Here is a 12,593-nt window from a genome sequence, read left to right as displayed (position 1 = left end):
AAGTTGAAGGAGGTAGGTTGAAAGTGTAAAATTGAGAGTTGAGCGCTGAGTGTGAAAAACGTGAGGTATTAATGTCGGGTTTCACCACATTAAAATTTCAATTTGCGCTACGAATTATACGTTATAAAATATACCCGTTTTGAAATTAATGATCCCATTATCTCATTGCTCACTTTCCACTTTCAATTTTCCACTCTTAATTACGCTCTACCTTGTATAAATTACGACAAAGTATATGTCCTGAAATTCAACATTTTTACCTTTCCGGAGTCCAGAAGAAAGATCAGGTTTTCTAATATGTTTTCCTTTGAATGGTAGCTTAGCTGTATAGAAAGCTCTTCAATAGTAGAAGGTTTTTGAGCTAATAATGAAATGAGCTGTATAGAAATATTTTTTCCAAAAATGGTTTGCTTGTTTTTTTCACAGACCGAACATTGCCCACAGGTTTTAGCGTTTTTTTCACCAAAATAAGATAGAATAAGCTTCATCTTACAATATTCATTGTTTTCAACATAAAACTTCATTTCTTCCCACTTCTGAATTTTGTTTCTTTGAATATGTTCAAATAATTTCCAGTAAGCACCGCTGATCGTTCTCTCATCCCTTGGTTTTAGAAACTTGATGCTTGATAAGGCACCATCTACATATTCAAGGTAATTCTTTTGCTGAAGTTCCTTAAGCCGTTCTTTGATCAGTGGGATTCCCACTCCGATTTTAGCACTTACAGCCTGTTCGCTGAACATCACTTTGTGTGTAGTGATTCCTGAAACAGTACGAAGCATAAGTTCAATAAAATGGGCATCTTTTTTTGGAAGCTGTTCTATTTCATCTGCCTGCATTAATAATTCAAGTGATGAAAGACTCTTGTTATCGTTGTGATAAATGATTTCCTGATTATGTAAAAAGTTAAGCACATTTTTTATCTTGGCTGTAGATAGTTTTGTGAAATTCTGGATGCCATTGATGTTCAGTTGAAATACTTTTTCCGGAAGCTCGTGTTCTGCAACCTGGAAAATAGAGTAGAGGTAAGTGATGATCTTCAGAAACTCACCTTTGTTTGGTATTTGATTTTTTAAAATTTGTTCAAAATTAGCGATCTCCTGCTTGTTCCAAAGTAGAAAAGCAAAACTATCCAGCCCATCTCTTCCTGCTCTTCCAATCTCCTGATAGTAATTTTCCAATGATGGAGAAGGTGAATAGTGGATAACAAATCGAACATTATCTTTATCGATACCCATACCAAAGGCATTGGTGGAGATCAGAACGTAATTGCTACTTGTATTCCATAGGTTCTGTTTTGCATTCTTTTCCTTTGTGGTAAGCCCGGCGTGGAAATAATCAACATTCTTAAGTTGATTTTTATGCAAAAATTCGGTAAGCAATTCTGCTTCTTTCCGGGTGCGGACATATATAATTCCTGAACTCTTATTGTATTTCAGGATGTCAAAAACACGTTGATATTTATTAGAAACTTCTTCAGTAAAGATTCTGATATTCTCCCTCTTAAAACTTTTTTGAAAAACAGCTGGATTCTTTAATTCCAGTTTTGTTTTTATCTCTTCCAGTACTTTTGGGGTAGCAGTGGCTGTAAGGGCTAAGCAGGGAATATTAGGATTGTTTTTTCTGAAATCCTTTATGTTCTGATAGCTTGGACGGAAATCCTGTCCCCATTCTGATATACAATGTGCCTCATCTACAGCAATGAAGGAAAGCTGAATTTCTTCAATATTCTGAAGGAACTGTCTGTTGGTTAATCTTTCTGGAGAAATATACAGTAATTTGGTTAGACCATCCTTACATCGGTTATAAATTACTTCTGCATCATAATCATCAAGTTCAGAAGATAAATATTCAGCCTCAATTCCTCTAAATTTAAGCTGATTCACCTGATCTTTCATTAAGGCCAGTAAAGGAGAGATGACTAGACATACACCTTCTCTGAATAAGGCAGGCAGCTGATAGCATAAAGATTTTCCCGCTCCGGTAGGAAGCAGTACCAATGTATCTTTTTCATTGATAATAGAATTAATAATTTCTTCCTGAGAATCTCTGAAACTATCATATCCCCAAAAATACTTCAGGGTTTTATACTTTAACTGGTCAAAATCGTTGGGAGAAATCATGGTATAAAAATAAGGAAAGTATTATAACAAAAAAAGTCACGCAGTGCGTGACTTTTATATAATTAGATCAATAGCTTATTATTTAGCCTCGAAGTAAACTCTTCTATTTGCTCTGTTTTTCCATTCAGGACATTTAGTAGCTGGTTCACACTCAGGGTATTTAAGATCTTTTTCTCCTTTACCTACAGCGTTTAATTTACCTGTCTGAACACCATTTTTAATTAAGTAATTCTTAACATTATTAGCTCTTCTTTCAGATAGTTTTTTGTTATAAGCATCAGTTCCTCTTGTATCAGTTGCTCCAACTACAGTATAAGAACCTGTTGAAGAATTGATGTAAGTAACTGCGTTATTAAGGATAGGAGTATTTGAAGGTAAGATTCTGTCAGAATTTAAATCGAATTCAATTCCTTCCAAAGTTCTTTCTTCTTCTTTTACTGGTCCTGTAGTAGCTGTAGGACAACCATTGTTCTCAACAGGTCCAGGAACAGTAACACACTTATCGTAAAGGTCAATTACACCATCAAGGTCTGTATCAAGGGCAACACCAGCACCGTCAACTCTTGCACCGGCAGGAGTATCAAGTTGTCTGTCCCAATCGTCACAAACTCCGTCGTTATCAGCATCTCCTTTTTTACAAACTTCGATATCCTGGTTTTTATTAGCCAAAACATCTAATTTATAATAGATCTCCTGTAATGGGTCATGCCACATTAAGTGAGATTCGTGTTTTCCTAACTTTAAAGAAACCCCTAAAGTAGCGTTGAAGAAGTTGTCAGATGTACCCTCCTCTCTTTGGTTGATTGCACTATATGGTGCACCTCCACCATCAAATTCATCATCACCTGTAACGACATACATTACTCTACCTTCAATATCAAGGTTTCTGTTCACCTTGAACTTAAGACCTGCACCCGCCTGACCGAATAAAGAATTAAATTTGAAAGGCTTAATTTCAGTCATTAATCTTTGATTGTTCGAAGCGTCTTTCAAATATGCTCTGTACGCTAAAGTACCGATACCAGCATAACCGTGAAGTGCCCATCTGTAAGTTGAGTGATTATCTACTCTTCTTAATAAATTAGAGAAATTTACATCCCCTAAGATAGAGATTGCATCATATTGAGTTCTTGCACCAAGTCTGTCTCCTACAGCTAAATCAGTTGGAGCAGAATTTTTGGAGTTGAAGAATCCTTGTCTGGTTTCTCCTCTGTCATACTGCAAATTAATACCAAAAGCATGTGTAATTGCTTTATCAATACTCACATAAGCAGAATATCCAAAAAGATTTTTACCATTACCATTTTTTATGGATGTTAAATCTGCAGACTGTACTAATGGTACACCGGCACCAAATGAAATTGCCCAGTCATTAAATCTTTTTGATTTTTGAGTAAAAGGGGAAACATTGGCAGAACCTGAAGAAAATGTATTAGGATATTCTCCTTTTGAAACTGCCGTTGAGTCTTGTGCAAAAGAAGCTGTAGGTACAGCTAATGCTAATGCTACAATTGCTAAACTTAATTTCATAGTGTATTTTTTATTTAGTTAATTAAATGATTTATTTATTCAGAATGATTACTTCCCTGTTGGGCAGCCATTGTTTTCGACTGGTCCTGGAACTGTAACACATTTATCATACAAGTCAATAACACCATCAAGGTCCATGTCTAAAGCGACACCAGCACCATCTACTCTTGCCCCAGCAGGAGTATTAAGTTCTCTGTCCCAATCGTCACAAACTCCGTCGTTATCGTTGTCTCCTTTTTCACAAACTACAAGATCAGTCGTAGCTTTCTCAAGTTCAGCCGTTCTGTAATAAGCTTCTTGTAATGGATCATGCCAAGCTAAATGAGACATATGCTTTCCTAACTTAAAGGATACCCCTAAGTTAACGGTCCACATATTATCAGATCTTGATTTATTGATCATATTATACTTTGAAACTTTAGAAGCAGGATCATAATCAGCTGGACCTGCATTTCCTCCACCATCAAATTCATCATCACCACTTATGATATACATTGTTCTGGCTTCAATATCAATAAGTTTTGAAACATTATACTTCAGACCCAATCCGAATTGGTAGAAAATTGAGTTAATGTCAAAATCTTGTTTGATAAATAAAGGAACTCTTCTTGGAGCATTACTCCATCTGAACTCGTTGTTGTCGTGTAGAGATGTATTGTATCCCATAACACCAATTCCCCCATAACCATGGAATGCCCATCTGTATGGAGAATGATTGTCAACTCGTCTTAATAGATTTGAGAAATTAATGTCACCCATTAAAGCTACTTGGTCATATCTCGTGTTGGCTACACCTACACCTGCAGCAGCACCAGCGGCACCGTCCAATTTCGCTTTTTGATTAGTTTCTCCTCTTTGGTAGATAAGGCTAACTCCGAAAACGTGTGAGATCTGTTTATCCAAACTGATATATGCATTATAGCCCCAATTGATCTTTCCATCATAAAATGAAGTAAGATCTGCATGTGACATAAATGCAGCACCACCACCGACTGAAATAGACCAATCGTTAAATCTTCTTGCCTTATTATCAAAAGGCTGAACATTAGCGGAACCCGAAGAGAATGTATTAGGGTACTTGTCCGACGAATTTACTGTAGTACTGTCCTGAGCATAAGTAGCAATAGGCAGCGCGGCCAATAATAATAAACCTAATTTCATACAATATGTTTTATGTTTTATTTGATAAATCTTTTAATAATATTCTAGAAAAATCCCTTTCAAAAAGATGTTTTATATGAGGGAGTTTCAACCTTTCTGATATAAATTTTAATTCACCATACTTAACAATATCAATGTCAATGATGCGGTCACTATAACCTCCTAAATCTTTTGAATCGTTAATTCTTCCCATTTCAAATTCAATACTTTTAACAAAATCAAGCAGTTGAATAGGCGAAAGATGTGTAGATATTATTGTTGCAATATTACAAAAAATATTAGAACTAACAAACTCTACGGGTTCAGATGTTAAAAAAATGCTAATATTTAACATTTCAATTCCACCTGATTTTAACATTTCAAGAGCATGTTCTATATTTTTTTTTCCATCCCCAAGGTTACTCCCTAGTAACAAAACCACCTTATGCTGCGACATATTAAAAAATGATTGATATATGAAAAGTTTTTTTAAAAATGTTTTAGCAAATATAGTGGCAATTGTCATACTATGTGCTGTATTTTTCGTCTTTTTTATTATTATGCTGGTATTTAGTTCTATGAGTAGTGATAAATCGGTAGTAGTGAAAAAGAATTCAGTTTTAACGATAAATTTAAAAACTAATATAATTGATAGTCCTACGGAAGAACAAACGGGTCTGTTTAATATAAATAACCAGAATAAAAGTATTTTAATATATGAAGCGTTGGAAGCTATTGAAAAGGCAAAAACGGATGATAATATTAAAGGGATCAGTATCGAGGCTGATGATCTTAATGCAGGGATTACACAAATTGATGATTTAAGAAACGCGATACAGGATTTTAAGAAAAGTGGCAAATTTGTTTATGCTTATGGAAATGCTGCATCACAATCCTCTTATTATTTAGGATCTGTTGCGGATAAATACTTTCTTAATCCATCGGGAGGAATTGAACTGAAAGGTCTGGCCACAGAAGTTACTTTCTTTAAAGATTTTGCAGAAAAATATGGAATTGGGATTGAAGTGATTCGTCATGGTAAATTCAAGTCTGCAGTAGAGCCCTTTTTAAGAAATGATATTTCTCCTGAAAATAAAGAGCAGCTAAGTACTCTTTTAAATGATATCTGGAAAAATACATCAACGAAAATTGCAAATTCAAGAAAAATTGATACGCTGCAGTTCAGAACTATTGTGGATAGTTTATATGGAATGATCCCGGAGCAAAGTCTGAAATATAGACTTGCGGATAAACTGATTCAGAAAACTGAATATGATGAATTGATCAAGTCTAAGCTGAGTTTAAAGGATAAAGATAAATTGAATAAGATTTCATTAGGGAAGTATATCAATTCTTATTCGGATGATGATCAATCTGGGGATAAGGTAGCTGTACTATATGCATCAGGATCTATTAACAATGGAGATGGTTATAATGAAATCTATTCTGAAAAGTATGTAAAGTATATTAAAGAACTTCAGGAGAACGATAAAGTAAAAGCGGTAGTTTTCAGAATTAATTCACCAGGGGGAAGTGCTAATGCTTCAGATGAGATCCTGTTTGAACTTCAGCAGTTAAAAATGAAGAAACCTCTTGTTGTTTCTTTTGGTGACTATGCTGCATCAGGTGGTTATTATATTGCAATGGCAGCAGATAAGATCTATTCAGAGCCTAATACCCTGACCGGTTCTATCGGAGTTTTCGGTGTAATTCCTTATTATAAAGATATTGCCAATAAAAATGGGATCCGCTCAGATATTGTCGCTACGAATGCGAACTCACAATATTACTCGGGACTGAATGGGGTAACCCCGTATGGAGTAAATATGATTACAAAAAGTGTTGAAGGGACTTATAAAAGATTTGTCCATTTTGTAACAAAAAACAGAAAACAGACTTTTGATCAGATTGATAGTGTAGGAGGTGGAAGAGTATGGAGTGGAACACGTGCTAAAAAAATTGGCTTGGTAGATGATTTGGGAACATTAAATGATGCAGTGAAATTTGCAGCACAGAAAGCAGGATTGAAGTCTTATAATGTAGCTTCTTATCCTAAAAAGATGTCTGCATTTGAACAAATCTTTAAAGATCTTAATGAAGATGATATTTCAGCGAGAGTTATAAAGAGTAAGATAGGAAAGGCAAATTATGAGATCCTGCAACAAATCACTGATGAGAAGTTAAGATCTGAGGTGAAAATGGAAATGCCTTATCAAATAAAGATCAACTAATTTATATATTGTTTTAAAAAAGACCGGCTTGAATTTCAAGTCGGTCTTTTAATTTGTAATTGATGAAAATATTTTTTTAGCTTTTCTTCGAGGCCATCCCAAAAATCCAAAGGACAATAAGTGAACCTCCAACCGCTAATAACATGCTTCTAAAATCAAAGTTCTCAACTGTTCCCCAGCCGATTAAACTTCCAACAAATCCACCTACGAAAGCTCCAACAATTCCTAATATGATGGTCATCAACCAACCACCACCTTGTGTTCCAGGCATAATAAGTTTTGCAATTGCACCTGCGATAAGACCAAAAATGATCCAAGTTAAAATTCCCATAGTTCTAAATTTTAATTGTTAATATATATGAAATGTGTTTTACGAATTCAAGTAGAACATGATATAAATCATCTCTTCTTGAAGAATGAGTCAACAAATTCCGTACCATTAAACAATTGCAGATCCTGCATTTTCTCTCCGACCCCTATGTATTTCACAGGAATTTGAAACTGATCAGAGATACCAATAACGACTCCGCCCTTAGCAGTTCCATCTAATTTTGTTACCGCTAAAGCATTAACTTCAGTGGCTGCTGTGAACTGTTTTGCCTGCTCAAAAGCATTCTGTCCTGTAGAACCATCAAGAACCAGTAAGATCTCATGAGGAGCATCAGGAATTACCTTTTGCATTACCCTTTTAATCTTTGAAAGTTCATTCATTAAATTAACTTTATTGTGAAGCCTTCCTGCTGTATCTATGATCACGACATCGGCTCCCTGGGCAACTGCGCTCTGTACGGTGTCAAAGGCTACAGAAGCAGGATCGGATCCCATTTCTTGCTTAACAATTGGAACACCCACTCTCTCACTCCAGATCGTAAGCTGATCTACTGCTGCTGCTCTAAAGGTGTCACCGGCGCCAAGTACAACCTTTTTGCCTTCCGATTTGAATTGGTGGGCTAATTTTCCTATAGTAGTGGTCTTTCCTACACCATTTACTCCTACGACCATTATGACGTATGGCTTTTTGGTGGTGTCTATATTGCCTGTTCCTGCATGTGGATTTTCAAGCAGTAAATTTGAAATTTCTTCACGAAGAATAGCATTTAGCTCACTTACATTGACATATTTGTCTTTTGCAACCCGCTCTTCAATTCTTTGAATAATTTTGATGGTCGTAGATGCACCTACATCTGAAGCAATAAGTATTTCTTCAAGATCATCAAGCACTTCATCATCTACTGTACTTTTACCTACTACGGCTTTCGTTATTTTTTCGAAGAAACCCTGACTGGATTTTTCCAACCCCTTATCTAAAGTTTCTTTTTCTTCTTTTTTGAAAATATTTTTAAACCAACTCATAGTTCCGTTCTTATTTATTTTTTTTTATAACTGCAGTTGCTTCTACTTCAATAAGCACATCATCCCTAAAGAGCTTACTTACTTCTACAAGACTGCTTACGGGAGGATTTTGAAGATTGATATGCAGATCTCTGACTTTTCTGAAGTCCGGTGTTTTGGAAATGTCGGTAATGAAAATTCCAAGTTTTACAATATCTTTTCCGGTTCCTCCGTATTCTTTTAAAATGATCTCGATATTCTTAAAGATCTGTTCCGTTTGTTTTTCTAAGTTATCAATCCCTACTAAATTGCCTTTTTCGTCAAGGGGAACCTGTCCTGATAAAAGGATCATGTTAGAAGCTCCACAATCGATGCTTACAGATTGTGAAAGTCCTTTTATAGAGAAAACTTTGTCTGAGTTTTTATATTCTATACTATTCATTGTGTTTTGACTGAATGAAAACAGGAACATTGATGTAAAAACCAGAACAGCAATCTTTTTCATATTTAATGGATTAAATCATCTGGTGAGCAAAGATAACAAAAAAACTTCCTGAAAGCTGTCTTTTTTGGTCAAGCTTATTATATCTGTTTTAAAAGATAATACAGATGAAATTATAAGTCTACAATATCTCCCATTCTTGCAATATGGTACCCATTTGTAATGACTGTTTTGGTTTCACTGCTATTTGGATTTAATAGTTTATTGGTGTGATTGAAATGGATAAAATAGACTCTTTTCCTGTACTCAGAATTTAAATTTTTAAACAGTTCCATACTTTCTTCCACTAAAGGATGGGGGATGGTTGCAATATCCCGGTTGTCAAGTTCTGCAGCATTATAAAAGGTAGCATCAATAAAAGCATAATCCACCTTTTTTACATAATCTACAATGTTGTATTTCCATTTTCCCCACTTATCAATATCTGGGATAAATAAGGCCTTCTTTTTCGGCCCTTCTATTAAAAAGCCAACCGTTTCTGAGAATTCGTCGCGGTGAGGAACCTGGATAGGGGTTATTTTTAGTTTGGGATTCAGGATAACCGGTTGTTCGTTTTCCATGTCCTTAATGGCAATATTGTGTTGAGTCACCAATTGTGACCATGGACCATTGTTATTCAGAAACTGTTTTAATTTGGGCATTGAATACACGGGGATATTCTGAGCGGAAAGTGCCTCCTTTCCCAAATACATCAGACCTGTGTAATGTCCTATATGGGCATGGGTTATAAATATGCCATCAACTATTTTTGATGTTTTATTTTCTTGTTGAAGCAATTGTAACTGAGACGTGATATCAGGACTTGCATCAAAGAGATAATTTTTTTTATTTCCATAATCCATCACTCCAATTGAAATTATCTTTCTCGTTAAGTCCGGCTTTTTCCACAGCTCTTTACAGCAGTCTTTGTTGCATCCCAATTGAGGAGAGCCTGCATCCTGAACATTTCCTAGTACAATTAACTGTATTCCTGTTTTGTCTTTAGTTAAAGCTGGTGTTTTTCTACCTGTGCAGCTGATTGTAAATAGAAGTGAGGCGCAGATAATGAGATTTTTCATCGGTATTTTCTTGCTAAAATAAGTTGTTTTTAACTCAAAAATGATCATAAGCAAAAAAACTACCCAAAATATGAGTAGTTTTTTATATTGTAAATAAAGTGAGGGATTATTTTTTCAAATAACCATCAACTTCGTCTGCATTCATTACTTTTTCTTCGAAAACGTAAGCCCCTGATTTAGATGACTTCACCATTTTCACAACTTTTGTCATTTTCTTTGACTGACCGCTTTGTAGGGTTGCTACTACTTTTTTTGCCATGGTAAATTATATTTTATAAATTACTTGATTTCTTTGTGAAGAGTATATTTCTTAAGAACCGGATTGAACTTCTTAAGCTCTAATCTTTCTGTAGTGTTCTTTTTATTTTTAGTAGAAATGTATCTAGACATTCCTGCCATACCGCTTTCTTTGTGCTCTGTACATTCAAGGATTACTTGAACTCTGTTTCCTTTTTTGCCATGATTCAATTACTTTTTAATCAATCCGTTTCTTACAGCTCTTTCCAGAGCTTCTTCGATTCCAATCTTGTTAATCACTCTCAATCCATGAGCTGATACTTTCAGTGTTACGTGCTTATCTTGCTCTGGAAGGTAAAACTTCTTCTCCAATAAGTTAATTTCAAAACGACGCTTCGTTTTGTTATTAGCGTGAGAAACGTTGTTACCAACCATTGCACGCTTTCCTGTTATTTGGCAAATTCTTGACATATCTCGATGTTCTTATTTGTATAATATTTGAGGTTGCAAAATAACGAAGAATTTTTTAGATAGGCAAATCTTTTGGAAAATATTTACAAATAACGTCTTGATTAATAATATTGAAGATTGCCTCTATAATACGTGATGGCTGGTGTGGAGCGAGAACTGATAAATTTCATGTAAAGATTGTGAAGAAGGATAAATTAATCCTATATCTTTGTTTTTAATTAATCTAAATAAAAATAACATGAAGAAGGTCTATGTTTTATTATCAATGATACCCGTCAGTTTAATGGCGCAAAATTTTTCAGAAGTTCAGACAGGCATGAAAAATTTTTATTATTCGGCTTGTGATACGGGTAACATTAATAATGATGGATTTCAGGACGTGGTAATTAATGGAGCAATCGATACAGATGGGGATGGAAGTGCTGATACATCATTTAATGAAGTTTATAAAAATAATGGCAGCACACTAACTCCTTATGCTGATTTAGGGGCAGACGCTACCCATTTGGGAGATATTAAATTCATTGATTATAATAATGATGGTCTTGCTGATATTATTTCTACAGGATTAAGCTATATGGATATCGTTAATTATAAACATTACCGTTTCCGGAATACAGGAACAGGATTTGTAAAAGAAGCGGATCTTCCGGGAAAAGTGTATGGATCTATGGAGATTTTTGATTTTAACCATGATGGTTTACAGGATTATGCGATCAACGGAACACAGTATGTCGATGGAGTAGGTTTTGTAAATAAACTGGATTATTATCAGAATTCCGGGAACAACGGATTTCAGCAATTTGCCGGGTGGATGGAAGGTACTCAGAACAGTGGTTTTAAGATGGTAGATCTGAATAATGATCACCTGCTGGATATGATTATTTTAGGATATGATATCGATACCAATCCCATTTTCAGGGTTTATCTTAATAATGCCGGAACGCTTACGTTATCCCAAACCCTTCTTCCTCTTGCGAATGGAAAGCTCGAGTTTGCTGATTTTAATGCTGATGGGTATCAGGATGTTGTTGTAGCGGCTCAGGATGAAAATTATACTGGATATCTGGGAGTATTGATGAATGACGGAACAGGACATTTCACACCTCAAAAATTAAATGTTCCTGAGATTGCCGAACCATCTCTCGCAACGGGAGATATGAATAATGATGGATATTACGATTTTATAGTGTCCGGGAATGGTGAAAATAATAACGCTGTTGTTAAAGTGTTCTTATTTAATTCAGCCAGCCAGACATTTACAGAAAATACAACTACAGGTTTGAATACTTTAGGAGGCCCTGGTTTTGTGCATTTACTTGACTACAACAATGATCATCATCTTGATGTTCTATTGTCCGGATTTGATTGGGCAGATCCGGAAATGCCCTCAATAACTAAAATCTTCAAAAATGTTTCTCTGGAAACAAATTTAAAACCTTCGCCTCCTACAAACCTGAGTCTTACAAAAAATGGAAACAGATTTAATTTCTCTTGGAGTGGTGCTACGGATGATAAGACGCCATCTAATGCACTCCGTTATGAAATTACAGTCGGTAAGACACCGGGAGCAAGTGATATTGCAAAATATACGGTAACAACACCTTCCTGGTTTTTAGAGCTTGATCCTTCTGTACAGAATGTGTACTGGAGCGTACGATCAATAGATGCTTCCAAAGTATACTCGGACGCTTCCACAGAAGGAACCTTAGGTGTTCGGGATATTGTTAAGGATCAGGATTTCGTTGTCTATCCCAATCCGGCTTCAGAAAAAGTATTTATTAAAGGAAAGAAAATTACAGATGTTGAAATGTATTCAGCAGATGGAAGAAAATTAAATATAAACCTTAATGCAGATCAGTCTGTTAACGTATCTCATCTTCAAAAAGGGGTTTATCTTTTAAAAATAAAAATCAAAGACCAATGGACCAGTAAAAAACTCATCATTAAATAATTGAACGTTTTATCA

Annotated in this window: 13 protein-coding genes; 2 read left to right on the top strand and 11 right to left on the bottom strand. The window is 35.2% G+C overall.

Annotated features, from left to right (window positions below):
- Positions 1-221: 221 nt before the first annotated feature.
- From CEY12_RS10575 to folK, 4 genes are all read right to left on the bottom strand, one after another.
- Complete coding sequence (locus tag CEY12_RS10575; RefSeq protein ID WP_089027658.1) at positions 222-2,123, bottom strand: ATP-dependent DNA helicase RecQ; 1,902 nt, start codon at positions 2,121-2,123, stop codon at positions 222-224.
- A gap of 78 nt (positions 2,124-2,201) precedes the next feature.
- Positions 2,202-3,653 carry an OmpA family protein gene (locus CEY12_RS10570; RefSeq protein ID WP_089027657.1) on the bottom strand — a complete coding sequence of 484 codons (1,452 nt, stop codon included), beginning with the start codon at positions 3,651-3,653 and terminating at the stop codon, positions 2,202-2,204.
- A 48-nt stretch (positions 3,654-3,701) separates the two neighbouring features.
- Entirely contained in the window at positions 3,702-4,814 is a 1,113-nt protein-coding gene (locus tag CEY12_RS10565) for a flagellar motor protein MotB (RefSeq protein ID WP_089027656.1), read from the bottom strand.
- A gap of 10 nt (positions 4,815-4,824) precedes the next feature.
- Positions 4,825-5,250 (bottom strand): 2-amino-4-hydroxy-6-hydroxymethyldihydropteridine diphosphokinase, encoded by a 426-nt coding sequence (gene folK, locus CEY12_RS10560; RefSeq protein ID WP_089027655.1) that lies wholly within the window; start codon positions 5,248-5,250, stop codon positions 4,825-4,827.
- A 19-nt stretch (positions 5,251-5,269) separates the two neighbouring features.
- On the opposite strand from folK, the gene sppA reads away from it, so the two are divergent.
- The gene (sppA, locus tag CEY12_RS10555) at positions 5,270-7,024 is read left to right on the top strand and encodes a signal peptide peptidase SppA (protein WP_089027654.1); all 1,755 of its coding nucleotides are present in this window, start codon (positions 5,270-5,272) and stop codon (positions 7,022-7,024) included.
- Between the two features lie 76 nt (positions 7,025-7,100).
- On the opposite strand, the gene CEY12_RS10550 is transcribed toward sppA, so the two are convergent.
- The 7 genes from CEY12_RS10550 to rpmB form a co-directional block, all read right to left on the bottom strand.
- Positions 7,101-7,355: a GlsB/YeaQ/YmgE family stress response membrane protein gene (locus tag CEY12_RS10550; RefSeq protein WP_089027653.1), complete on the bottom strand. Its 255-nt coding sequence runs from the start codon at positions 7,353-7,355 to the stop codon at positions 7,101-7,103.
- 68 nt (positions 7,356-7,423) lie between these two features.
- The gene (gene ftsY, locus CEY12_RS10545; RefSeq protein WP_089027652.1) at positions 7,424-8,377 is read right to left on the bottom strand and encodes a signal recognition particle-docking protein FtsY; all 954 of its coding nucleotides are present in this window, start codon (positions 8,375-8,377) and stop codon (positions 7,424-7,426) included.
- Between the two features lie 10 nt (positions 8,378-8,387).
- Positions 8,388-8,861: a RidA family protein gene (locus CEY12_RS10540; RefSeq protein ID WP_089027651.1), complete on the bottom strand. Its 474-nt coding sequence runs from the start codon at positions 8,859-8,861 to the stop codon at positions 8,388-8,390.
- Positions 8,862-8,971: 110 nt separating this feature from the next.
- Positions 8,972-9,916 (bottom strand): MBL fold metallo-hydrolase, encoded by a 945-nt coding sequence (locus CEY12_RS10535; RefSeq protein ID WP_089029853.1) that lies wholly within the window; start codon positions 9,914-9,916, stop codon positions 8,972-8,974.
- A gap of 106 nt (positions 9,917-10,022) precedes the next feature.
- Positions 10,023-10,175, bottom strand: coding sequence for a DUF4295 domain-containing protein (locus CEY12_RS10530; RefSeq protein ID WP_002976755.1), 153 nt, complete (start codon positions 10,173-10,175; stop codon positions 10,023-10,025).
- Between the two features lie 20 nt (positions 10,176-10,195).
- Positions 10,196-10,384, bottom strand: coding sequence for a 50S ribosomal protein L33 (gene rpmG, locus CEY12_RS10525; protein ID WP_089027650.1), 189 nt, complete (start codon positions 10,382-10,384; stop codon positions 10,196-10,198).
- Positions 10,385-10,624 carry a 50S ribosomal protein L28 gene (rpmB, locus tag CEY12_RS10520; protein ID WP_007841810.1) on the bottom strand — a complete coding sequence of 80 codons (240 nt, stop codon included), beginning with the start codon at positions 10,622-10,624 and terminating at the stop codon, positions 10,385-10,387.
- Between the two features lie 238 nt (positions 10,625-10,862).
- Here rpmB and CEY12_RS10515 point away from each other — a divergent pair, with 238 nt between their 5' ends.
- Positions 10,863-12,578, top strand: coding sequence for a T9SS type A sorting domain-containing protein (locus tag CEY12_RS10515; RefSeq protein WP_172821028.1), 1,716 nt, complete (start codon positions 10,863-10,865; stop codon positions 12,576-12,578).
- Positions 12,579-12,593: the final 15 nt, after the last annotated feature.

The sequence above is a fragment of the Chryseobacterium sp. T16E-39 genome, from assembly GCF_002216065.1.
Taxonomy (GTDB): Bacteria; Bacteroidota; Bacteroidia; order Flavobacteriales; family Weeksellaceae; genus Chryseobacterium.
Note: the sequence above shows the minus strand (reverse complement) of the source record. Positions and strands in the feature narration are given on the sequence as shown.